Here is a 22,513-nt window from a genome sequence, read left to right as displayed (position 1 = left end):
CCTCGTCCGCGGTGACGGTGCCTCCGTCGTCGAGCACGACGAGTTCGCGGCTCCGCGCCGCGGCGCGGAGCCGCGAACTCGTCGTGCTCGACGACGGAGGCACCGTCACCGCGGACGAGGCGCTCGCTCTCGCGGCCGGTTCCGGAGCCGCGTCCGCCGACGCTCCCGGACCTGCCGCCCCCTCCGTGCCGCCGGCCGGTGCCGGAGTCCGCCGATGACTGCCCGCCTGGTGTTCGTGGGCGGAGGGCCCAAGACGACGGGGCTGCTCCTCGCGCTCGCCGCCGCGGCTCGGGCGGATCGCGCGGCGTTCCCGGAGCGTCTGGAGATCCTGGTCGTCGATCCGTTCCCCGCCGGCGGCGGGAGGATCTGGCGGCACGCGCAGTCGCCCACGCTCTGGATGAACTCGCTGGCCGAGGACGTGACGATCTTCCCGGACGAGGGCGCGGAGTTCCCCTCCCTCAGCGGTCCGAGCCTCGCGGAGTGGGCCGCGGGGCGGGACCTGGAGCACCTGGGCGCTCCCGCCGCAGGGCTGCGGGGCACGGACTTCGCTCCGCGACGGATTCAGGCGGAATACCTCGGATGGGCCTACGCGCGGGCGCAGCAGGAGCTCCCGGACGGTTTCGTGCTCGAGACGGTGCGGGGGCGGGCGCTCGCGGCGGAGCCCCTCGGGGACCGGCACATCGTCTCCTACGAGGAGTACGGGACCGGGCATCCGCACGACTCCGCCCACCCCCGCGGTCCGGCCGCACCCGGAGGCGCCGGCACCCCGCGCTACCAGACGGTGCTCGCGGACGCGTTGGTGCTCGCACAGGGCTTCCTCGAGGTCGCGGACGACGCGGAGACGGCGGAGCTGCGGGAGCAGGCGTCACGGTCCGGGCTGGGGTACACCGCTCCGGGCTACACCGCGGACGTGGACCTCAGCGGTCTGCCCGCGGGCGAGGACGTGCTGGTGCGCGGACTGGGACTGGCCTTCGTGGACGCCATGATGATGCTCACGGAAGACCGCGGCGGCCGCTTCGAGCGCGTGGCCGGTGCGGACGGCTCCGCAGACGGTCCCGTCGTCTACCACCCCTCCGGCCGGGAGCCGGTGCTCTGGGCGGGCTCCGGCCGCGGTGTCCCCTACAAGTCCAAGCTGGGCCACCGGCCCGAGGGGCTGCGGATCGGTCCGACCCGCTGGCTCACGGCGGACACCGTGCGCGGCCTGTGCGGTGCGGACGGGACGGTGGACTGCGAAACCGTGCTCTTCCCGCTGCTCGAGGCGGAGCTCGCCCATGCCCACTACGCGGAGCTGGCGACCCGGTACGAGGGCCGGACGACGGCCTCGGCGCAGGAGTACGGGCGGCTGTTCGCGGACTGGCACCGGGCGTTCGTCGCGGGGGAGCCGGTGACCGCACAGCGGTGCCGGGCGGAATGGATCCGCTTCGCGGAGTGGACGGTGCCGGACCCCGCGGACCGCTTCGACCTGAGCGGACTGGACCGGCCCTTCGCCGGAGCCTCCTTCGCCTCGCAGGAGGAGTTCGAGGCGGAGGTCGCCTGGCATACGCGTGCGGAGATCGACAGGGCGGCCGATGCCCGGTACTCCCAGGACGCCGCGGTGTTCTTCGCGCTCGTCTCCGCGTACTACGTCACGCGAGAGCTGGTGGGCCAGGGGGTGTTCACCTCGGCAGACAGGATCCGCAATGTCGACGGCCGCTTCCACGGCCTGTTCTCCTACATCGCCTCCGGCCCGCCCCCGGAGCGGCTGGAGAACCTGCTTGCCCTGCACCGGGCGGGCATCGTGCGCTTCCTCGGCGCCGATGTGCGGGTGCGTGTGGATGCGGGGGACCCCGCCTTCGTCGCGACGAGCGGTGCCCACCCGGACGAGGTGCGGGCACGGTGGCTCGTGGACGCCCGCCTGGCACCGGTGAGTGCGGCACGGGCGACGGACACGCTGCTGCGCGGACTGCTGGAGGACGGACACCTGCTGCTGGAGGACAGCGGGGGAGGCGCGGCCAAGCTGGTGGCGGATGCCGACTGCCGCGCGGTGCGCCCGGACGGCGGCACGCAGCGGAGCCTGTTCCTCGTGGGCCCCTCGGTCGCAGGCGGGGTGGCGGAGGCCTTCACCCGTCCGGGGATCGACGGGCGCGTGTTCCGGGAGAACGCCCGGATGGTGCGGTCCCTGCAGCACGTGCTCTCACCGCAGCGGGCGAGCACCGCAGCGCCATATGCGTGAGGCGCGGGGACGACGGCGGCCGAGGCCGTGGGCGGGCCCGCCGCGCACGGCTGAGGCACCCGCGCCCCCAGGCTGCGCGCTCAGAGGTTGATCGTCACGTCCGCGTCCTCGCCCAGTCCCTTGACGATCTCCTGGGCGGCGGCGTTCTGCTGCTGGGTCACCATCTCCTGCGCGAGCTGATCGCGGATCTCCTCGAACGGCGGGACCTGGGACTGCTGTGCGCCGCCGCCGGACTGCATCTGCTCCACGTAGCCGTCGTACTGCGTGCGGAGCTCCTCCTCCGTGGGCTCCTTGATGTCGCCCTCCTGCTGGACGTAGGTGTTCACCCGGAACTGTGAGGCGGCGTCCTCGCGGATCTTGTCCTCGCTGATGCCCTGTTCGGAGAGGGCGGACACGACCTCGTCCGCGGAGCCCATGCCGTTCTGGGCGGCGATGTCCTCCAGCGTGTCCTCGACGTCCTTCTCCGTGGGCTCGATGCCCGCGTCCTCCGCAGCCTGGGTGAGGAGCCTGTTGTCGACGAGCATCTGCGCGACCTGCTTCTTGAGCGTGTCCTGGTCGACCTCCTCGCCGCCGGACTGCATGGCGCTCTGCTGGAGCTGGCCCTCGTAGTTCTTCGTGAACTCCTCGCGGGAGATCTCCTCGCCGTTGACCTCGGCGACGACCTCGGGGACGCCCTCGAGATCGGCCTCGGGCACCTGCGGCTGGCCCTCCGCGCCGCCGTCCGGAGCAGCGCCCTCCTGCCCGGCCGGCGCGGACTCCGCCTGCGCGGATCCGTCCTGCTCGGGCTGGTCACCGCCGGACCCGCAGCCTGCGAGTGCGACGAGGCCGGCTGCCGCGAGTGCGACGAGGGTGGGTGCGATCCGCATATATGGACTCCTCAGCGATCGGGGAGTGCGACGGTACACCTTCAAGCTCCACGGCGTACACACACTCGCATCGTCGCCGGTCAGCGGGTCAGCGGGTCAGCGGGGCTGCCGAGCCGCCGGGCAGCCGGGCTGCCAGGCGCCCAGGGCGGAGTCGAGCGCGCTGAGCAGGTCACGGCGGATCGCGTTGCCGCGCTCGGCGAACTCCCGCTGGCGGCGCACGTACTCCGCCTTGCCCTCCGGTGTCTCGATCGCGACCGCGTCGTAGCCCCAGCCGCGCACGTCGTAGGGACTCGCCTCCATGTCCAGCACGCGGATCTCCCGGGCGAGGTCGAAGGCGGCGAGCGTCACCTCGCTCGGCACCACGGGGCCCAGCTTCATCGCCCACTTGTAGAGGTCCATGCCGCCGTGCAGGCAGCCGGGCTGCTCCATCTCCCGCATGGTCTCCCGCGCCGGTGCGAGGGTGTTGAGCGGGCGCGCGGGCGGTGTGAAGAAGCGGAAGGCGTCGAAGTGGGAGCAGCGGATGCGGTGGCCCTCCACCACTGCGTCCGTGTCCGCGCGGCTCAGGCGCAGGGGCACCTGGGTGTGGCGGTGCTCCTCGTCCGTCTGCTTGTAGACCATCGCCCACTCGTGCAGGCCGAAGCAGCCGAAGGTGCCTTCGCGCCCCAGCGTCCGCGCCAGCAGGTCGCGGATGAAGTGGGCGCCGGAGCCGCGGGCCTCACGCCACGCGGTCAGGTCCAGGGTGAGGACCGAGGTGCCGTCCGGCAGGGCCCGGGCGCGGTACCACTTGCGTGCGGAGAGCCGGGAGAGGACGGCGGCCTGGGCGTCAGCCGAGGCCGTGGCCGTGGCGTCGGCCTCGGGCTCCGCGCCGGCCTCGGCACTCACCGCCGTCCCCGCGCCGGGGTGCCAGGTCGCCAGCTGTCCGGGCGTGAAGGGGTAGTAGGTGTAGAGGAAGTCCTCGACGGGATGCTTCTCTCCGCGGGAGCGGCGCTCCAGGTGCGCACGGGTCCGGGAGCGCACGGCCGCCTCATGTGCGGCGGCGCGTGCGGCGGCCTCGGCGGCGGTGAGCAGGGTGAGCGGAGGCGCGTCCGGGGTGGCGGGGGAGACGGGAGCGGTGGACATCGCCTCCAGTGTAGGGACCGGGCGCAAGGAGCACGGCCAGGCGAGCACGGGGCACTGCGGCGGCGTGCGGGCACGGACGGTGCAGGGACTGCGCGGGGCGGGCCGGAGCGCGGGGCACGCCGGCGCAGGAGGGCGGTCCGCTCGTGGGAGAATCTGCGCATGCCAGGGATCCAGCCCGCCCTCCGTGTGCTCGTCGTCGACAACTACGATTCGTTCACGCACAACCTCGTGCATCAGATTACGCGCGTGACGGGGGCGGTTCCGCGCGTCGTGCCGCACGACTGGACCGGCTGGGAGAGCGCCGTGCTGGACTCCGTGGACGCCGTCGTCGTCTCGCCGGGACCGGGCACACCGGAGCATCCGGAGGACATGGGGATCAGCGCGGACGTGATCGCAGAGGCGCTGGCCCGGGGCACGGTCCCCGTGCTGGGGGTCTGCCTGGGGCATCAGGGGATCGCACACGCGCTGGGCGCCGCCGTGGTGCGCGCGCCTGAGCCGCGGCACGGACGCACCTCGCCGGTGCGGCACGCGGGCGAGGGTGTCTTCGCGGGCCTGCCGGATCCCTTCACCGCCGTGCGCTATCACTCGCTGGTGGTCGAGGAGGGGCCGCGCGGCGAGGTCGCGGGCACGGCCGGCGTCCTGCGCGTGACGGCGCGTGCGGACGACGGCACGGTCATGGGCCTCGCACACACGGAGCTCCCGCTCTGGGGCGTGCAGTTCCACCCCGAATCCGTGCTCGCCGAGCACGGCGACCGGTTGCTGGAGAACTTCGCACGGCTGGCACGGGAACACGCCGAGAGGCGATCCGTACGGGAGATGCGCAGCGCACGCCCTGCGCCGGACCACGGCGAGCGGACGCACGCGGCGCCTCCACTGCCGGAGCACTCAGGGCTGGGCTGTCGCACACCCGTCGTGCAGGAGGCGCCTCGCACCGCTCCTCTGCTCCGCACGCTCACGACCGCGGCGGCTCCGGAGCAGATCTTCCACGCCCTCTACGGTGCCGAGGACTGCGCTGTCTGGCTGGACGGCAACCTGCCCGGCGATCCCCGCGGGTGCTTCTCCGTGATGGGCGCGCCCTCGGGTCCCGGTGCTGCGCGCGCGTGGGCGGACGTGAGTGCCGGCACCGTGACCGTGCAGCGGAGAGGCCGCTCGCCGGAGACGCTGCGCACAGGGTTCTTCGACTGGCTGGAGGCAGAGCTGCGCGGGCAGGACACCGTCGCGGAGGTGGTGGACGGCTGCTCCTTCGCCCTCGGCTGGGTGGGATGCCTGGGCTACGAGCTCAAGGCCGAGTGCGGAGGGGTCTCCACTCACCGCGCAGAGACCCCGGATGCCGCATTCGTGTTTCTCGACCGGGCGGTGGTGTGGGACGCGGAGACGTCCTCCGCGCACCTGCTCGCGCTGCCGGACGGCGGGGCGGCGGGATCCGCCCAGCGGTGGCTGGAGGAGACTGCGGCGGTGATTCGCGGCCTCGGCCCGGACACCTCGGCGGAACCTCCCGCGGGTGGCCGCCAGGGCGCACGGACCGGCTCTCCCGCGCTGCGGGCCCGGCATTCGCAGGACGACTACCTCTCGCTCATCGCGGAGGTGCAGGAGCTCATCGCCGCGGGGGAGACCTATGAGGCCTGCCTGACGAACGAGCTCGGCGTCGAACTCGCCGGGGCCGTGGACCCCTGGGTCACCTACCTGCGTCTGCGGCGTCGGAACCCGGCTCCGTTCGGTGCGTTCCTGCGCTTCCCTGAGCTGGGGGACAGAGAGGCGTTCACCGTCATGAGCACCTCCCCGGAGCGGTTCCTCCGCATCGATGCGGAAGGCCGGGCGGAGTCCTCGCCCATCAAGGGCACACGGCCGCGCGGGCGGACCGGGGCGGAGGACGCCGGGCTCCGGGAGGAGCTGCTCACGGCGGAGAAGGACCGCTCCGAGAACCTCATGATCGTGGACCTCGTCCGCAACGACCTGGGCCGGGTGGCGGAGGCCGGGACCGTGCACGTGGAACGCCTCTTCGCGGTGGAGAGCTACGCGACGGTGCACCAGCTGGTGAGTACGGTGTCCGCACGGCTCGCCGCGGACCGTTCGTCGGTGGAGTGCGTCCGTGCGGCGTTCCCTCCCGGGTCCATGACGGGTGCGCCCAAGGTGCGGACGATGGCTCTCCTCGATGCGCTCGAGGGTGGGCCGCGCGGTGTGTACAGCGGTGCGCTCGGCTGGTTCTCCCTGAGCGGCGCGGTGGACCTCAGCGTCGTCATCCGCACGCTCGTGCACACGGGGAACAGGCTGAGCAGCGGGGTGGGAGGGGCGATCGTGGCGCTCTCGGACCCGGACGAGGAATATGCGGAGACGCAGGTGAAGGCGGCACCGCTGCTGCGGCTGCTGAAGGAGGAGGAAGAGGGTGTCTGAGGACGCGGAGCACGGCGGCGCGGAGCACAGCTCCGAGCCGCGGCGTGAGCGCGGTGAGGGGCAGATGCAGGAGCAGGCGCAGGAGGCCCGGCCTGACCGCGGTGGTCCTGGTGGGCCCGCTTTCGAGGCTCCGGGGCTGTGGGTGTGGAACCGGCGGTCGCAGCGGTTCGAGGAGGAGCGGTCAGCGGCGGACCGGGCCGAGGGCGCTGAGCCTGCAGGGGAGCCGTCCGAGGACGGGGGCACGGGGCAGGCTCCTCCCGCGCTCCTCGCCGCGGACTCCTGGTTCGTGAGAGACGGGCATGTCCGCGCCTTCGACCGTCATGCGGCGCGGTTCACCCTGGCGTGTGAGGCACAGGGGGCCTCCCTGGTGCCGGGTGCCGCTCTGGGGCTGATCGCCCAGGAACAGGAGACCGCGCAGGGTGCTCGCGGCGGCCTCGGGCCCGGTCCGGTGGCGCTCGTGGAGCAGCCGGACTTCTGGGACCGCCTCGCCCGGAGCCTGCTCTGCCGCGGGGAGTGGTTCCCCCGGATCGAGCTCGTGTCCCCGGTGCGAGAGGGATCTGTGCCTCAGCTGCGTTTCCGACTGCGCCCCGCGCCCCCACGCGGCGAGGCGGTCTCACTCTGGGTGCCGGAGGTGCCGGACCCGCGTACCCATCCGGCGGTGAAAGGGCCGGATCTGGACAGGCTCGCGCAGCTCCGGACGCAGGCGGCGGAGTGGCACTCGCAGGACGCACTGCTGTGCACGCCGGAGGGCGTGGTGGTCGAGGCCGCCCACGCCAGCCTGCTGTGGTGGGAGGAGGACGCGCTCTGCGTGCCGGATCCGCGGCTGGGGGTGTTCGCGGGTGTGACCGTGGGGCTCCTCGTCGAGGAGGCCCAGCGGCGGGGGATCGAGGTGCGCGAGCGGCGTGTGCCTCTCACAGACCTCCTCAGCCGGGAGGTGTGGATCGCGAACGCCCTCCACGGCCTGCGGAGAGTGCGGGCATGGACGGGTCGCGGAGCGGACGACGGAGTGCTCGCCCGGCCCGCGGACTTCGTCTCCGGCGACGTCGAGCGGCAGCGGGAGCGGAGATTCGCGCGGTGGAGCGCCTGGCTCGAGGCGCAGTGAGGCTCATCCGCGCAGCGCGGGCGCAGGTGGTGGTGGCGCACGCTCCACGCGGAGGGGCGGATACGCGTCTCCCGTGAGGGCAGGTGCCTGCGGTGCGCTCAGCGGTTGCGGGGATGCTGCCGGGAGGTGCGTTCGTTTCCGTGCTTGTAGTTGCCGGTCCAGCGGGCCATGACCAGCTGGCCGTCGCCGCTCTGCGCCTCGGCGAGGAACTTCTGAGCGCGCCCGCCGCGCAGCCGGGTCACGACGCGACCGTGATGGCGGATGGCGACCGTGCCGTCGCCGTGCTCCTCGTACTCGAACCCTGCGGGCCGTCCCATGAGTGCTCCGTTCTTCGAGTGCTCTCTCCACCCTGCGGCGAGCGTCGTTCAGCCTGCAGAGCGGTACGGCGGATCAGCCTGCGGTGTAGGTGAAGGAATGGTGTTCGTGCTGCACCAGCCATTCGCCGGCGTGCTTCACCAGGCCCAGGGTGATGCGGAGGCGCTGCTCGGGGGATCCGGCGAGGTCTTCAGGAGTCCCGCATCTCAGCAGGGCGAAGGCATAGGCTGTGTCCTTTCCCGCCCGGACCTCGAGTTCGACCATGTCGAAGACTGCACCGGAGGCGATCCACTCGAAGAATCCTGACCAGGTCGCGCTGTATCGGCCCAGCCCACGCACCCCGCGTTCGGGAGGAGGGACATCGAACATCACGATGTCCTCCGCGTGGTGGTCGAGGACCCCGGCGAGATCTCCACGCTGGATTGCCGTGACCCAGTGCGTGATGAGTGCGCGGATCTGCTCTTCGTCGGACGTGCGTGTCATGTCATGAGCTCCTCGTTCTTCGTCACGGGGCAGCCGCGGCGCGGGCCCATCACAGTTCACGCAGATAGAGGAGCATCCGGTAGTCCTGACCGGGCTGGACGTTGACGAAGCCGTGGCGTTCGTAGAATCGACGGGTGTCGGAATCGATCTCATCGACGCCGATGTGCATCTCGAGCGAGCCGCGGGAACGAGCATGCGCCGACGTCGCACCCAGGAGGGCCGTGCCGATGCCCTGATCGCGGAGAGGGGGCCGGACGTAGAGCTCCTCTAGCTGTGCCAGGGGACCTTCGGAGTACGGTGTAGGGCGGAGGCTGAGCAGCGCGAAACCGCTCGTGCGGACTGCCGGATGTTCGACTCCCTCTGCACACTCCGCGAGAAAGGCGACGAGGTCGGTGCCGGCGAGCAGCGAGCGGAACCGCTCAGCGAGAGCGGAGGCCGTCGGCGTGGGGGCCTCGAACTCGGTGTTGAAATCGAACAGCAGCTGCCCGAGGAGGTGCGCATCCGCGGTGCCCGCCCTGCGAACCGTGTGCTCCATCGCCGTCTCCCGTCCTCGCCGTCCCAGACTCGCACCTCGGCGCGGCTGCGGCAAGACCTTCACCTGATAGGACGCCGCTCCGCTCACGCGTCACCCGACGCGTGAGCGGAGCGGCGTCCTCGTCGCCTGCCGAGGGTTCACGGCTTCGCGGCGCGCGTGCTGCTCAGGGGTGCCTCACTCCTGATCCGCCGGCTTGCGGATGAAGTAGGCGAGCACCATCGGCGCGATCGCGATGCACGCGGCCACGAAGAACGCCGCGCGAGCTCCCGGCGCACCGGCCTCGGCGACCTCCACCCCGGCGGCCTCTCCCGCATGCAGGAACGAGGAGTAGATGGCGATGAGCAGCGCCGTGCCGGCGGCTCCCGCCACCTGCTGCAGGGTGTTGAGCGCGGCGGAGCCGTGCGAGTACAGGGTGCGGTCCAGGGATCCCAGCGAGGCGGAGAACAGCGGGGTGAAGGAGGCTGCGAGCCCCAGCGACATGACCGTCTGCGCCACGACGAGCAGCAGCACCGGAGTGTGCACGCTCACCGTGGAGTAGAAGAACATCGCCGCGGCGATCATGACCGTGCCGGGGACCAGCAGGGTCTTGGGGCCGCGCGAATCGTAGATGCGGCCCATGACCGGGCCCAGCACTCCCATGAGGATGGAGCCGGGCAGCAGCACCAGGCCCGCCTGTGTGGGCGGAAGCTGCGCGACGTTCTGCAGGTAGAGCGGAAGCAGCGCGAAGGTGCCGAACATCGACAGCGCCACCACCGCCATGATGATGACCGCGAGGACATAGTTGCGCGAACGGAAGATGCGCAGGTCCAGAAGGGCGCGGTCCTCGCGCTGGAGGACCAGCTGGCGCCAGACGAAGAGGGCGAGGAAGAACGCGCCGCCGCCGATCACTGCCCAGCCGTTCAGCGCGGAGCCGGAGGCCTCGCCGCCGTGGCCCCCGCCGAACTGGCTGAGACCGTAGACGATGCCCCCGAAAGCGAAGACGGAGAGGATCACGGAGAGGACGTCCAGCGGCGCATGCGTGGTCTCACCGAGGTTCGTCATCCACTTCGCGCCCAGCGCCAGCGCGATGAGGGCGATGGGCAGCACGATGCCGAACAGCCAGCGCCAGCCCAGGTGGTCCAGGACGATGCCGGACATGGTGGGTCCGATGGCCGGGGCGAGCGACATCACGAGGCCCACACGGCCCATCATCCGGCCGCGGGAGTGCGGCGGGACGACGTTCATCATGGTGGTCATGAGCAGCGGCATCATGATGCCGGTGCCGGCGGCCTGCACGATCCTGCCCGCCAGGAGCAGGGGGAAGCCGGGGGCCGCGAGGCACAGCGCAGTGCCGAGCGAGAACGCGATCATCGCGGCCAGGAAGATCTGGCGCGTGGTGAAGCGCTGGATGAGGAATCCGGTCGTGGGGATGATCACGGCCATCGTCAGCATGAAGGCGCTCGTGAGCCACTGGCCCAGCTCCGGCGGGATGTCCAGTGTCCGGTTGAGCTCCGGGATGGCGATCGCCATCGTCGTCTCGTTGAGGATCGCCACGAACGCGGCGACGAGCAGCAGCCAGATGACCCGCATGCCGGCGGGGTCGATCCCGGTCGTGGAGGGCGGATGCTGTGCGGTGTCCGCAGGGGCGCGGGAGGTGTCGGAGGCCATAGGTCGTCCTTAGTGCACGGGGAGCGGTCTGCCTGGGAGGACGGGCGACGAATGCCGGGACACCGTGAAGTGCGGGCCTCGCGCGGGCAGAGCTCGATACGGCAGCGCGAGAGCGGGATGGTCCCGGTGCGCTGAGGGTCTGCTGAATGCTGCGGGCTGCTTACTTCACGCGGAACATGCTACAGCCTGCGACGTGGCGTGTCAGTGTGCTCTCACTCACTTCACAGAGTTTCTGTGGGCGTATCCTGGGCGCATGGCGACGCTGCAGGACGTGCGCGAGGCGGTGGAGGACTTCCCCGGTGCCTTCGCCAAGCCGCTCGGCCAGCAGGCCGGTGAGGCCTGGCGCACGGCGAAGGGGCTCTTCGCCTGGGAGCGCGCTCCCTCCAAGGCGGACCTCGCCCGCCTCGCTGAGGACGGCGGCGAGTGGCCGGACCGAGTGGTCCTGGCACTGCGGACAGACGGTCTGGAGGCCAAGGATGAGCTGCTGGCCGCGTATCCAGAGGTGCTCTTCACGGTCGCCCACTTCGACGGGTATCCGGTGGTCCTCGCCCGCCTGGACGCCCTGAGCGTCGAGTTCCTCCGCGAGCTGCTGGCCGAGGCCTGGCTCACCCGGGTGCCGGCGCGCACTGCCGCGGCCTGGCTGGAGGAGCACCGCGGGGAGTGAGCGGGGAACCGGGGCCTCCTGCCGCAACCGGCGGTGCCCTCACAGCCAGTCGTGTTCGCGGACGCAGCGAGCCGCATCGTGCCGGGTGCGGGTGTTCGTCTTGCTGATCGCGCTGGAGAGGTAGTTCCGGACACTTCCTTTGGCTGGCCGCGGCGGAGACGTCCACGACGATCCAGCGGTGGCCCTCATGGACGGTCTGGATCACCTGGGCGATGTGTCCGGGCTCCGCGGACTTGCTCACGAATCCCCGGATGCCCAGCGAGAGGAACGTGCGGAGCACCCTGGGCTCCGGTTCCACGTCGAGATCAAGCCTGCATCGTCTCTCGGCCTCACAGGAACCCCAGGCGCTCGGCCGCCGCCCGCTCCTCCTCGAGCTCCGCGACGGAGGCGTCGATGCGCGACCGCTGCTCGGCGGTGAGTTCGAGCCCTTCGACGACGCGGGCGGAGCCGTCTGCGTCCACGACGCAGGGGAAGGAGCTGATGAGCCCAGCGGGCACTCCGTACTCCCCGTGCGAGCGGACGGCCATCGACGCCCAGCGACCCCTCGTGCCGTGCGTCCAGTCCCTCAGGTGATCGAGGGTCGCCGAGGCCGCAGACGCCGCCGAGGAGGCGCCTCGGACCTCGATCACCGCACCTCCCCGCCCGGCCACTGTGGGGATGAAGTCCCCTGCGACCCAGGCCTCGGCGGCGTCCGGGCCTCCACACACCCGGGCGAGCACCTGCATGGCGGGCTCACCGGCGATGGCCGCGCTGCCCAGGTCCGGGAACTGCGTGTTCGAGTGATTGCCCCAGATCGCCAGCCGTTCGATGCTCTTCACCGGTGTGCCCGTCCGCGCCGCGAGCTGGGCGAGCGCCCGGTTGTGGTCCAGCCGGGTGAGAGCGGTGAAGCGGTCCGCGGAGAGGACCTCGCCATCGGCGCGGGGTGCGCGCTGCGCGTGCTCGGCGGCGATGAGGGCGTTGGTGTTGGCCGGATTGCCCACCACCACGACCCGTGCGTCCGGGTGTGCGCCCGTCCCCAGCGCCCTGCCCTGCTCCGCGAAGATGGCACCATTGGCCTCCAGCAGATCCGCGCGGTCCATGCCCGGCCGGCGCGGCGCGGAGCCCACCAGGAGCGCCGCGTCGACTCCGGCGAACGCCTCCTCGGGATCGGCCGTGCACACGATCGCCTCCAGTGCGGGGAACGCGCAGTCCTCGAGCTCCATGCGCACGCCTTCGAGACGGTCCACCACTGCGGGCACCTCCAGGAGGCGCAGGCTTATCCTCTCGGAATCGCCCGGAGCACTCCGGGAGGCCTCGGCAGCGAGGCGGAAGAGAAGGCTGTAGGCGATGCTGCCGGCTGCTCCGGTGACGGCGAGTGTGCGGGTCATGGCGTCCTCCTGTGACGAGCGGACCGCTGTCTGTGCGCCGTGGCGGCGCGGCGGCCCGCAGGGTGCGGGTGGCTCCATCGTGCCGACCCTCACAGTCATCCGTCCAATGATGGTTTGCTCCGATAGCATCCGAATATGGATGAATGGATGGGGCGCCTCGCCCCGGAGCTGCGGGCGCTGCTGGAGACGGACGAGCAGGACGGCTTCGTCACGGCGGCCGCACAGTCGCTGCGGATCCCGCAGTCCACGCTGAGCCGCCGCATCAGGGCGCTGGAGGATCTGTGGGGGTTCCCGCTGCTGGTGCGGACGGGACGCCGTGCCGCTCTCACACCCCGCGCGCGGGAGCTTGCCGCAGCGGTCCGCGGGCCCCTGGCGGCGCTGGAGCGCGCGATCGCGGCGACGGCGGGTGAGGCGGATCCGGAGGGCGGGCGGGTGCGGTTCGGCTTCCCGCTGACGATGGGGCAGGGGCGGGCGCCGGAACTGCTCGCCGCGTTCCGCCGTGCGCATCCCGGCATCAGGATGGAGCTGCGGCAGGCGCACGGCACGGCGTTGTTCGAGGATCTGCGGCTCGGCAGGCTCGACCTCGCCCTCACCATCCCCGCGCCCGGCCCGGAGGACGGTGTCCGGGGAACGCTCGAGCACCGGGTGATGGGGAGGCAGAGGATCGTCGCGGTGCTGCCCGAGGCCCACCCGTGTGCGGGCAGGGACGTGCTCCGTCTCGAAGAGCTCGCGGACGCGCAGTTCATCGGGACGCCGCGCCCGTTCCATCTGCGGCGTCTCACGGAAGCGTGGTGCGCCGCCGCGGGGTTCACGCCGCAGGTGGACATCGAGGCCGCCGAGTTCGCGGCGATCCGCGAGCTCGTGGCGCTGGGCATGGGCGTTGCGCTGCTCCCGGCGCTGCCCTCGCCTCTGCCCGGCACCGCCGAGGTGCCGCTGGCCGGTGAGCCCGCCGGCGAAGAGGATCGGTCACGGGAGATCGCTCTCGTGCGTGCGGCGGTGCCGCTCTCGCCGCCCGCACAGTCGCTGTGGGACTTCCTCGCCCGCGCAGCCGAGGGGTGAGTGTGTTCGCCCGCACCCGTGCGTCTTGGTCACCCCTCACCTAGAATGTGAGAATGCGCACTACTCTGGACCTCGATGAGCGCTTGCTGGCCGCTGCGCGCGAGCGGGCCCGCCGTCTCGGTGTGACCGTCGGGCAGGCCGTCTCAGAACTCGGGCTCCGCGGACTCGACCGAGCAGGGGAGGGCGTTCCTCCGCGAGGGGCGGCGAACCGTCTCGTCATGTTGCCGGTGACGAAGGATCATGTGATCACTGACGCAGACGTCGAAAATGCGCTCGATGAAGACTGACGAGCTGGAGCTCCCCGATGCCAATGTGCTGATCGCTCTTTTCCACAGAGGTCATGTTCATCATGAGTCGGCCGCGGCTTGGTTCAACGAAGTCCGGCGTTTTGCTACCACTCCGTTCACGGAAAGCGCCTTTCTGCGGTTGGCGATGAACCCGAAGATCGCCGGAACCGCTGTAGGAATGGCAGATGCACGTCGCTCACTCGGAAGCCTTCGCGCTGACAGCCGATGGGCATTGCTTGAAGATGACTCTTCGCTCGTTGAGCCCACTGTGGACCTGCGAGGACTGGGCGGCTATCGACAGGTCACCGACTATCATCTCCTGAACCTCATCGCTGGACATGATGGGTGGCTGGCAACGTTCGATCGAAAGATCGCGGCTTCGCTGTCGCAGGCGGACCGCTCTCTGGTCCGGCTGCTTGAGTGAGCCCCTCACTGCAGCCCGGCCCGCTTCTTCGTGAGCGCCGTGGCCGTGGCAGTGCGCGGGTCTTCCGGCCACGGATGCTTGAGGTACTTCCCACGGTTCTCCGCACGCACCTGTGCATAGGCGCCTGACCAGAACGCGGAGAGGTCCGCCGTCACTGCCAGCTGCCGCCGCGCCGGTGAGAGGAGGTGGAGGACCACGGGCACCCGTCCCAGCACCACCGCGGGTCCGGTCTCCGCCCCGAACATCTCCTGCAGCTTCACGGCGAGCACCGGCGCTCCTCCGGCCTCGGGCGCGGGATAGCGCAGGCGCACGTGCGAACCGGACGGCACCTCCACCCGCAGCGGCGCGAGCTCGTCCAGCCGCGCTGCCTCCGGCCACGGCAGCAGCGCCTGGAGGGCGCTGTGAAGGCGCATCCTCACAGCACTCCCGCGGCCGCCCTTCACCAGTGCCCGCGCTGCACGCTCGACCTCCTGCTCCAGCCAGGGCGGGACGCCGGTGCTCCCGTTGTCCGCCGTGCGTCCGGTCAGGGCGTCTGCTCGTACGTCCGGCCACGGTGCGCCCAGAGTCGCATGCAGGAGTCCCAGGCGTCCGCGCAGCAGCTCGAACTCCTCGATCTCCGCAGCCGAGGCGAGGTCTGCGAACGCGACGGCCGCCTCGGTTCCGGCGGTGAGCGCCGCGAACGCCTCGGCGGTGCGCCGGGCCACGGCCCTGCGTGCGGCGGCGATCCCCACAGGCACGGGTGTGGACGAGAGCACGATCGCGCCCAGCCGCTCCACCTTCCTCGCACGCAGCGCGGCACCGCTGTCCGTCTCTGCCCACGCGGCTTCCTCGGTCGTGGACCGCAGTGCCTCACCCGCCCAGAGGGCGAGGTCCTCGTCGATCCCCACGCCCGCGCGGAGGAGCGGGCGCTCGCCCGCGAGGCCCACCTCGGCGACGGCGATCCAGGCCTCACCGTGCAGCCGGGATCCCCGCGGCAGCTGGACGCCGGTGCCGGAGGCGAGCAGGTACTCGTCCCCGGACTCGCGTCTGCGGGCCAGCTGCTCCGGTCTGCTCAGGGCGAGGAACAGGCCCAGCTGGTCCTCCGCCGTGCGGAGCCGTGCGGGATCGAATGGCGGGGCATGATCGTGGGCGAGGGGTGCCGCGGCGCTCTGCGTGCGCCGGCCCCCGCTCCGTCCCGGCGTCTGCGTACCGCGCCCGGCCACCCCGGCCAGCCGCTTCGCCTCCGCGGTCCAGGTCGCGGCCCAGCCTGCGGGCGCGTGTCCCTTCCGGGCGCGGCGCAGGGCCTCTGCGAGGTCGCCGTCCTCCACTCGCACATCAGCAGACAGGAGCGCCGCACACTCCGCCGCGGCCCGCGTGCCGATGAGCGGTGCGGCCAGGAGCAGCCCGCGCGCGGTCCGCGGGTCCGCAGGCACCCGGGAGAGGCGACGGCCCAGTGCGGTGGCCCGGGCGCTGGGATCCGCGGATTCGAGGGCGCCGAGGCCGTGGAGGGTGCGTGCCGCCGCCGTCACCCCCGGCGTGGGCAGTGCAGTGGGGAGCGGCAGCCCCGCACCGCCGGGCGAGCCCCAGACCGCGAGGTCGAGGACGGCGGAGGTGAGGTCCGCCGTGAGCACCTCCGGCGGGGCGGCGGCGGGGAACGCCGCCCAGTCGGACTCCGCACAGCAGCGCCAGACGGTGCCGGGACCCAGGCGCGCCGCACGTCCGGCGCGCTGCGCGCCGGAGGCCTTGGACTCACGGACCGTGACGAGCCCGCCCATGCCGCGCCCGGTGTCGAAGTGCGGCACCCGGGCCAGGCACGAATCGACCACCACCCGCACGCCGGGCACGGTGAGGGCGGACTCCGCCACGGAGGTCGCGACCACGATCCGGCGCCGGGAGGCGGGGGTCGCACCCTCCCGTGCCGCGAGGATCCGCTGCTGTTCGCGCGGGGGAGTGGAGCCGGTGAGCGTGAGCACCTCGCCCGGCACCCGGTCCCGGATGAGACCCGTGAGGCGCTCCACCTCCCGCCGGCCGGGAGCGAACACGAGGACGTCCGCCGGCCCGGCTCCCGGGTCCGGCGCTGTCCCTGCCTCGTCCTCCGCCGCTTCTTCCACCGCTCGGTGCACCGTCTCGGCCATGTGGACGAGGAAGTCCGGCCGCACCCCGCGGGCGTCGAGGGCGCGCTGCGGCGGCGGAGCCCAGCGGACGGTGAGAGGATGCGTCACCGCTTCGATGCTGAGCACGGGCGCGGGTGCACCGTCCTCACCCAGCAGCTCCGCCCATGCTCCCGCGTCCAGCGTGGCGGACATCGCGAGCAGCGAGAGATCCTCGCGCAGCTCCGCGAGCTCGTGGAGCATGCCGAAGGCCAGGTCCGTGTCCAGACTGCGTTCGTGCACCTCGTCGAGCACCACCGCCTGCACACCACCCAGCTCCGGGTCGCGCAGCAGGCGACGCAGGAGCACACCCGTCGTGACGAACTCGATCCGCGTCCGCCGTCCGGCCTGCGACTCTCCCCGCACCGTGAAGCCCACCTCCTCGCCCACCTGCAGGCCGCTCAGCTGTGCTAGGCGGGCGGCTGCGGCGCGGGCGGCCATCCGCCGGGGCCGGGTGACGAGGATGCGCGGGGGAGGGGAGCCGGCCTCGGCCGCGGGATCTGCGGACATCGGACCGCCGGGCATCGCCCCCTCCGCCAGCACCGCTGCCAGCGCGGGCGGCACCACGGTGGTCTTGCCGGTGCCGGGCGGTGCCTCGATCACGGCACGCACACCGGACCCGCCTGCGGCAGCGGTCTGTTCCGCAAGTGCACGCAGCTGCGGGACGAGGGCGGCGGCAGGCAGACCGGAGGAGATGCGGTCCAGGGCGAAGCCGTGCGGGGCGAGGGGAGAGCGTCGAGTCACCTCCCCAGTCTCTCGCAGACTGCACGAGGCTCTCGCAGTCACCGCGGGTATCACACAGTCCGTACACAACTAGACTGGCCCGCATGCGCATCATCAGATTCGTCCACAAGGACGCACCCGCCTACGGAGTCGTCGAGGGAGAGCTGCCGGAGATCGCCGAGGACGGCAGCGTCGACACCTCCGGGCTGGAGATCGCGGTCCTCGACACCGATCCGTTCTTCTCCCCGGCACAGTCCACCGGCGAGCGCCTCCGCTACGACGAGGTCCGGCTCCTGGCCCCCATCATCCCGCGCTCCAAGGTGGTGGGAGTGGGCCGCAACTTCGCAGACCACGCGGCGGAGCTGGGCAACGAGGTGCCGGTCTCCCCGCTCACCTTCTTCAAGCCCAACACCGCAGTGGTGGGCCCCGGCGAGCCCGTCCGGCTGCCGGCGATCAGTGAGAACGTCTCCTACGAGGCGGAGCTGGCCGTGGTGATCGGCCGGGTGGCGAAGGGCGTGCCGGCGGAGAAGGCCTACGAGCACGTGCTGGGCTACGTCGCCGCCAACGACGTCACCCTCCGCGACATCCAGCAGCAGGACAAGCAGTGGTCGCGGGCTAAGGGCTTCGACACCTCCTGCCCGCTGGGCCCCTGGATCGAGACCGAGTTCGATCCGGAGGCCGTCCGCATCCGCAGCTGGGTGGACGGCGAGCTCCGCCAGGACGGCTCCACGGAGGACTTCGTGTTAGACATCCCCGCTCTCATCGAGCACATCACGGAGACCATCACCCTGCTCCCCGGCGACGTCATCCTCACCGGCACCCCCGCCGGAGTGGGGCGGATCGAGTCCGGCAGCAGCGTCTCCATCGCGATCGACGGTCTCGGCCTGCTCGTCAACCCCGTCATGGACGCCTGAGGGCGCTCGCCCTCCCGCACGCCTCCGCTCCCCATCCCCTCAGCTCCTCCAAAGCTCCTCGAAAGGACCCTCGCGTGACCACCAAGGTTCGCTTCTGCCCCTCACCCACGGGCACCCCGCACGTGGGCATGATCCGCACCGCCCTGTTCAACTGGGCCTATGCCCGCCACACCGGCGGCACCTTCGTCTTCCGCATCGAGGACACGGACGCGGCCCGTGACTCCGAGGAGAGCTTCTCGCAGGTCCTTGAGGCGATGCGCTGGCTGGGGCTGGACTGGGACGAGGGGATCGAGGTGGGCGGCCCGGACGGCCCCTACCGCCAGTCCGAGCGCGGCGACATCTACGCCGAGGTCATCGCCAAGCTCACCGCCGCCGGGCACCTCTACGAGTCCTTCTCCACCAATCAGGAGATCGAGGCGCGCCACCGGGCCGCGGGCCGCGACCCCAAGCTGGGCTACGACGGCTTCGACCGGGATCTCACGGACGAGCAGAAGGCGGCCTTCCGCGCCGAGGGCCGTGAGCCGGTCCTGCGCGTGCGGATGCCGGACGAGGACATCACCTTCACGGACCTGGTCCGCGGCGAGATCACGTTCAAGGCCGGCTCCGTCCCGGACTTCGTGGTGGTCCGCGCCAACGGCCAGCCCCTCTACACCCTCGTGAACCCGGTGGACGATGCGCTCATGGGCATCACCCACGTGCTCCGCGGTGAGGACCTCCTCTCCTCGACCCCGCGCCAGATCGTGCTCTACGAGGCGCTCAAGGACGTGGGGGTCGCGGCCTTCACCCCGGAGTTCGGTCACCTCCCGTACGTCATGGGCCAGGGCAACAAGAAGCTCTCCAAGCGGGACCCGGAGTCCAACCTCTTCCTGCACCGGGAGAACGGCTTCATCCGCGAGGGGCTCATCAACTACCTCGCGCTGCTGGGCTGGTCCATCGGCTCGGACCGGGACGTGTTCTCCGTCGAGGAGCTCGTGCAGGCCTTCGACATCCGGGACGTCAACCCCAACCCGGCGCGCTTCGACGTGAAGAAGGCGACCGCGATCAACGCCGACCAGATCCGCCTGCTGGACGAGGACGACTTCCGCCAGCGGCTGGTGCCCTACCTGCGCGCGGCCGGCGTCGTGGGGGAGACCCTGAGCGAGCGCGAGCAGTCGATCCTCGCCGCCGCCGCTCCGCTGGTCCAGACCCGCATGAAGCTGCTGGGCGAGGCCCCGGATCTCCTCCGCTTCCTGTTCGTTGCGGATGACGAGCTCGAACTCACCGAGGATGGGCTGAAGACGCTCAAGGACTCCGCGCCGCAGGTGCTCGAGGCCTCCCTCACCGCGCTCGAAGCCCTGGGCGAGGACGAGTGGACGGCCGCGCGCCTGGAGGAGGTGCTGGGGGCCGCGCTGGTCGAGGGACTGGAGATCAAGCCGCGCTTCGCCTACGGGCCGCTGCGCGTGGCGGTGTCCGGGCACCGGATCTCCCCGCCGCTGTTCGAATCGATGGAGATCCTGGGCCGGGAGTCCTCGCTCACCCGTCTGCGCGCACTCTCCGCGCACCTCGCCGCGCAGGGCTGAGCGGGCCGCAGGGCTGAGGCCGCGGCCTCTCGCATGGAACCGCTCCGCTCGGGTGGTGCAGATCACCCGGGCGGAGCGGCTGCGGCTTTGCATCGACCGCCGCGGCCGCGTATAGTTGTCTCTCGTTGCCGAGGGCAACGGAGAGCCGCCGGAGGTGATTCGGCGGGTGCTCCGGACTCTCGAAGCAGTGGGCTATGGTGTAATTGGCAACACAACGGTTTCTGGTACCGTCATTCTAGGTTCGAGTCCTGGTAGCCCAGCGGACAGCTTCACTGTTCACCCTCCCTCTCCCCGTGAGCCGGGCAGGCGTGTGCAGAGGAGGCAGTTCATGCGCCCCCGTCGTCTAGTGGCCTAGGACGCCGCCCTCTCAAGGCGGAAACGGCAGTTCGAACCTGCTCGGGGGTACGCTTCACTGCAACGGTCTCCATCGGAGGTCCTCTTGCGGAAGACAGCGAGGAACGGCACGCACCGGGCCTCGATGGGCTATGGTGTAATTGGCAACACAACGGTTTCTGGTACCGTCATTCTAGGTTCGAGTCCTGGTAGCCCAGCGGACAGCTTCACTGTTCACCCTCCCTCTCCCCGTGAGTCGGGCAGGCGTGTGCAGAGGAGGCAGTTCATGCGCCCCCGTCGTCTAGTGGCCTAGGACGCCGCCCTCTCAAGGCGGAAACGGCAGTTCGAACCTGCTCGGGGGTACAGATCCTTCACGCAGAAGCCCGGTTCCCGCATAGGAACCGGGCTTCTGCGCATCCCGCGTCGCAGCCGTCCGCGCACCGCCGGAGGTGGGACGGCGAGTGCGGAGCGCACCGCGCGCAGGCTCTCCGCCGGCCGTCAGTGCTGGGCGAAGGTGCCGTAGCCGCCGCGGAAGTACAGAAGCGGGCCGGCGTTCTCCACCGTGCTCATTCCCGCCACGCGTCCCACGACGATCGTGTGGTCGCCGCCGTCGTACTCCGCCTCCAGCGTGCACTCAATCCAGGCCAGCGCGCCGCTGAGGCGGGGCGAACCCAGCTCGGAGAGCCGGTGGCTCACCCCGGAGAACTGCGCGGCGGCGCCCGCCGGGCCGCCGGAGGGGTGGGAGAAGATCCGTGCCAGGTGCTCCTGCTCCGCTCCCAGCACATTCACGCAGAAGCGCCCGGCGCGGCGGATCCGCGGCCATGTCGTCGATGTGCGCGTGGGGTTGAAGGAGATGAGCGGAGGATCGAGTGAGAGCGAGGTGAAGGACTGGAAGGTGATGCCGGCCGGTCCGGCGGGAGTGGAGGCGGTGACGACGGCCACCCCGGTGGCGAAACCGCTCATCACGTGCCGCATGCGCGTCTCTGACACGTCGCCGTAGGCGGAGGAGTCCTCGGCCGCGAGGCTCATGCGGACCTCGTGGGCAGCGGCCGCCGGTGCCGCAGTGCGCCGGCGTGAGCGCCCGAGGGCGCCGACCGTCCAGGCGGAACCGCGGCTGTCTCCCGCGGCGGGCAGCCCGGCCCCGGCGCGGCCCGTGCTCGATCCGGTGGTGGGCCTTCCGGCCGCTGTGCTCATCCGTCCTCCTGATCGCAGGCGCTGTCTCTGGTCACCTGCTCCGCGTGCGCGAGCCCGGTGTGGGCCCCGGGGCCGCCTCCGCGCCCGCGCGGTGCCGTTCCTCCCTGCGATCATCCCACGGGATCGCTCCGTGTGCGAGGTCACTGTGCGCGGAGTTGGAGGCGGGTTCCGGGTGGGGTAAGCTCTTCATCCTGTGAGCGGCGGAAGCGCCGAGCACGAGGCCCCCGTCGTCTAGTGGCCCAGGACGCCGCCCTCTCAAGGCGGAAACGGCAGTTCGAACCTGCTCGGGGGTACAGCACTCCGCACGGAGACGCAGAAGCCCGGTTCCCCTCCAGGAACCGGGCTTCTGCGCGTGGGCGGCGGGCCACCGGGCTCAGCCGCGCTGCACCAGCTTCTGCGTGTTCTGCGCGGTGCGCACATTCGCCACGACGAACTCGATGATCACGCGCGTGAAGATGATCTGGATGAGCGACGGGATCCAGCCCAGCAGGATCGCGGCGATGATGAGGAGCACGCCTCCCGCGCCGATCCCTGAGCTGTAGCCGTAGGACGAGATGAAGCTGCCCGCGGCTCCCATGCTGATGGCCGTGAGCACGGTGCCGATGTAGCTGAGCACCGCGAGGACGATCGCGATGACGTAGATGACCGAGGCGAACCTGATCGTCACGAAGTTCTCGAACTTCAGGTCGAAGAGCGAGCGGAGGAACCCGGCCTCGCCCGCGGGTCTGCCCTGTGGTGCGGGTCCGGGGGCGGCCTGAGCGAATCCGGGACCCTGCTGTGCGAACCCGGCAGGGCCCTGCGGGGTGGGGCCGGGCTGGGGGTGGCCGCCCTGCCCGGGTGTCGGCTGCGAACCGTAGGGAGACTGTGCTGTCATGACCGTTCCGCCAGCTTTCCGGTGTTGATGGCCGTCCGGATGCCGGCGACCAGGAATTCGATGACGACGCGCACCACCAGCACGCAGAGCAGCGCCGGGATCCAGCCCAGGAGCACCGTGAGCAGGAGCAGGGTGACGCCCGTGCCGGTGGACTCGCTCATGAGGATGAAGGAGAGAACGACGAAGCTCAGCCAGATGAGCGCGAAGTACGCGATGTAGAGGACGTAGATGATCGCGGAGAACTTCAGTGCCACGAAGCTCTCGAACTTCAGATCGAAGAGCGTCCGGAAGAAGCCCTTGCCGTCCGCGGCGAGTG

The 22,513-nt window shown here is 71.3% G+C and carries 21 protein-coding genes and 5 tRNA genes; 15 read left to right on the top strand and 11 right to left on the bottom strand.

The features are described from left to right. On the top strand, positions 1-218 hold a 218-nt coding region (locus tag Q0A33_RS01965; protein WP_291792304.1), incomplete at its 5' end, for a hypothetical protein. Further along, a complete protein-coding gene (locus tag Q0A33_RS01960) occupies positions 215-2,212 on the top strand; it encodes an FAD/NAD(P)-binding protein (protein ID WP_291792301.1) in 1,998 nt (665 codons plus the stop codon). The genes Q0A33_RS01965 and Q0A33_RS01960, both read left to right, overlap by 4 nt. A gap of 80 nt (positions 2,213-2,292) precedes the next feature. On the opposite strand, the gene Q0A33_RS01955 is transcribed toward Q0A33_RS01960, so the two are convergent. Next, positions 2,293-3,078, bottom strand: a complete 786-nt coding sequence (locus tag Q0A33_RS01955) for a SurA N-terminal domain-containing protein (RefSeq protein ID WP_291792298.1) — start codon at positions 3,076-3,078, stop codon at positions 2,293-2,295. Positions 3,079-3,174: 96 nt separating this feature from the next. Next, entirely contained in the window at positions 3,175-4,197 is a 1,023-nt protein-coding gene (locus tag Q0A33_RS01950; RefSeq protein ID WP_291792295.1) for a 3-methyladenine DNA glycosylase, read from the bottom strand. Positions 4,198-4,356: 159 nt separating this feature from the next. Here Q0A33_RS01950 and pabB point away from each other — a divergent pair, with 159 nt between their 5' ends. Both pabB and Q0A33_RS01940 read left to right on the top strand, forming a co-directional pair. Continuing rightward, on the top strand, positions 4,357-6,588 hold the full coding sequence (gene pabB / locus Q0A33_RS01945; RefSeq protein ID WP_291792292.1) for an aminodeoxychorismate synthase component I: 2,232 nt from the start codon (positions 4,357-4,359) through the stop codon (positions 6,586-6,588). Then, on the top strand, positions 6,581-7,690 hold the full coding sequence (locus tag Q0A33_RS01940; protein WP_291792289.1) for an aminotransferase class IV: 1,110 nt from the start codon (positions 6,581-6,583) through the stop codon (positions 7,688-7,690). Before pabB ends, Q0A33_RS01940 begins: the two co-directional genes overlap by 8 nt. Positions 7,691-7,788: 98 nt before the next feature. Here Q0A33_RS01940 and Q0A33_RS01935 read toward each other — a convergent pair whose 3' ends face one another. The 4 genes from Q0A33_RS01935 to Q0A33_RS01920 all read right to left on the bottom strand — a co-directional run bounded on the left by Q0A33_RS01935 (position 7,789) and on the right by Q0A33_RS01920 (position 10,670). Continuing rightward, on the bottom strand, positions 7,789-8,007 hold the full coding sequence (locus Q0A33_RS01935) for a hypothetical protein (RefSeq protein WP_291792286.1): 219 nt from the start codon (positions 8,005-8,007) through the stop codon (positions 7,789-7,791). A gap of 73 nt (positions 8,008-8,080) precedes the next feature. Continuing rightward, positions 8,081-8,488 carry an SgcJ/EcaC family oxidoreductase gene (locus Q0A33_RS01930; protein ID WP_291792283.1) on the bottom strand — a complete coding sequence of 136 codons (408 nt, stop codon included), beginning with the start codon at positions 8,486-8,488 and terminating at the stop codon, positions 8,081-8,083. Positions 8,489-8,537: 49 nt separating this feature from the next. Further along, positions 8,538-9,023 (bottom strand): GNAT family N-acetyltransferase, encoded by a 486-nt coding sequence (locus tag Q0A33_RS01925; protein WP_291792279.1) that lies wholly within the window; start codon positions 9,021-9,023, stop codon positions 8,538-8,540. A 174-nt stretch (positions 9,024-9,197) separates the two neighbouring features. After that, positions 9,198-10,670 (bottom strand): DHA2 family efflux MFS transporter permease subunit, encoded by a 1,473-nt coding sequence (locus tag Q0A33_RS01920; RefSeq protein ID WP_291792276.1) that lies wholly within the window; start codon positions 10,668-10,670, stop codon positions 9,198-9,200. Between the two features lie 253 nt (positions 10,671-10,923). Between Q0A33_RS01920 and Q0A33_RS01915 the strand changes: the two genes are divergently transcribed. Next, a complete protein-coding gene (locus tag Q0A33_RS01915) occupies positions 10,924-11,334 on the top strand; it encodes a hypothetical protein (RefSeq protein WP_291792273.1) in 411 nt (136 codons plus the stop codon). A gap of 329 nt (positions 11,335-11,663) precedes the next feature. Here the strand turns inward: Q0A33_RS01915 and Q0A33_RS01910 are convergent, their stop codons facing one another. Beyond that, on the bottom strand, positions 11,664-12,701 hold the full coding sequence (locus tag Q0A33_RS01910; protein WP_291792271.1) for a malate dehydrogenase: 1,038 nt from the start codon (positions 12,699-12,701) through the stop codon (positions 11,664-11,666). A 135-nt stretch (positions 12,702-12,836) separates the two neighbouring features. Between Q0A33_RS01910 and Q0A33_RS01905 the strand changes: the two genes are divergently transcribed. From Q0A33_RS01905 to Q0A33_RS01895, 3 genes are read left to right on the top strand one after another with little or no spacing between them, the layout of a single operon-like run. Next, the gene (locus Q0A33_RS01905; protein WP_291792268.1) at positions 12,837-13,760 is read left to right on the top strand and encodes a LysR family transcriptional regulator; all 924 of its coding nucleotides are present in this window, start codon (positions 12,837-12,839) and stop codon (positions 13,758-13,760) included. Positions 13,761-13,813: 53 nt separating this feature from the next. Then, a complete protein-coding gene (locus Q0A33_RS01900) occupies positions 13,814-14,047 on the top strand; it encodes a hypothetical protein (RefSeq protein ID WP_291792265.1) in 234 nt (77 codons plus the stop codon). Then, positions 14,037-14,471 carry a TA system VapC family ribonuclease toxin gene (locus Q0A33_RS01895; RefSeq protein WP_291792264.1) on the top strand — a complete coding sequence of 145 codons (435 nt, stop codon included), beginning with the start codon at positions 14,037-14,039 and terminating at the stop codon, positions 14,469-14,471. Before Q0A33_RS01900 ends, Q0A33_RS01895 begins: the two co-directional genes overlap by 11 nt. Before the next feature lie 5 nt (positions 14,472-14,476). Here the strand turns inward: Q0A33_RS01895 and Q0A33_RS01890 are convergent, their stop codons facing one another. Next, the gene (locus tag Q0A33_RS01890) at positions 14,477-17,344 is read right to left on the bottom strand and encodes an ATP-dependent helicase C-terminal domain-containing protein (RefSeq protein ID WP_291792260.1); all 2,868 of its coding nucleotides are present in this window, start codon (positions 17,342-17,344) and stop codon (positions 14,477-14,479) included. Positions 17,345-17,427: 83 nt separating this feature from the next. Between Q0A33_RS01890 and Q0A33_RS01885 the strand changes: the two genes are divergently transcribed. The 6 genes from Q0A33_RS01885 to Q0A33_RS01860 all read left to right on the top strand — a co-directional run bounded on the left by Q0A33_RS01885 (position 17,428) and on the right by Q0A33_RS01860 (position 20,492). Continuing rightward, positions 17,428-18,237 (top strand): fumarylacetoacetate hydrolase family protein, encoded by an 810-nt coding sequence (locus Q0A33_RS01885; RefSeq protein ID WP_291792257.1) that lies wholly within the window; start codon positions 17,428-17,430, stop codon positions 18,235-18,237. A 74-nt stretch (positions 18,238-18,311) separates the two neighbouring features. Continuing rightward, a complete protein-coding gene (gltX, locus tag Q0A33_RS01880; RefSeq protein ID WP_291792254.1) occupies positions 18,312-19,796 on the top strand; it encodes a glutamate--tRNA ligase in 1,485 nt (494 codons plus the stop codon). Positions 19,797-19,984: 188 nt separating this feature from the next. After that, a tRNA-Gln gene (locus Q0A33_RS01875) sits at positions 19,985-20,056 on the top strand. 72 nt (positions 20,057-20,128) lie between these two features. Further along, a tRNA-Glu gene (locus Q0A33_RS01870) sits at positions 20,129-20,201 on the top strand. Between the two features lie 74 nt (positions 20,202-20,275). Continuing rightward, positions 20,276-20,347 (top strand) — tRNA-Gln (locus tag Q0A33_RS01865). Between the two features lie 72 nt (positions 20,348-20,419). Next, positions 20,420-20,492 (top strand) — tRNA-Glu (locus Q0A33_RS01860). A gap of 135 nt (positions 20,493-20,627) precedes the next feature. On the opposite strand, the gene Q0A33_RS01855 is transcribed toward Q0A33_RS01860, so the two are convergent. After that, complete coding sequence (locus Q0A33_RS01855) at positions 20,628-21,323, bottom strand: flavin reductase family protein (RefSeq protein ID WP_363316522.1); 696 nt, start codon at positions 21,321-21,323, stop codon at positions 20,628-20,630. A 220-nt stretch (positions 21,324-21,543) separates the two neighbouring features. Between Q0A33_RS01855 and Q0A33_RS01850 the strand changes: the two genes are divergently transcribed. Then, positions 21,544-21,616: transfer RNA gene (locus Q0A33_RS01850), tRNA-Glu, on the top strand. 80 nt (positions 21,617-21,696) lie between these two features. On the opposite strand, the gene Q0A33_RS01845 is transcribed toward Q0A33_RS01850, so the two are convergent. After that, positions 21,697-22,197, bottom strand: coding sequence for a DUF4282 domain-containing protein (locus tag Q0A33_RS01845; RefSeq protein ID WP_291792252.1), 501 nt, complete (start codon positions 22,195-22,197; stop codon positions 21,697-21,699). Beyond that, positions 22,194-22,513, bottom strand: a 320-nt coding sequence (locus Q0A33_RS01840) for a DUF4282 domain-containing protein (protein WP_291792249.1), incomplete at its 5' end; no start/stop codon positions are given. The genes Q0A33_RS01840 and Q0A33_RS01845, both read right to left, overlap by 4 nt.

Origin of the sequence: Brevibacterium sp. (assembly GCF_022712115.1) — a bacterium.
Taxonomy (GTDB): Bacteria; Actinomycetota; Actinomycetes; order Actinomycetales; family Brevibacteriaceae; genus Brevibacterium; species Brevibacterium salitolerans.
Note: the sequence above shows the minus strand (reverse complement) of the source record. Positions and strands in the feature narration are given on the sequence as shown.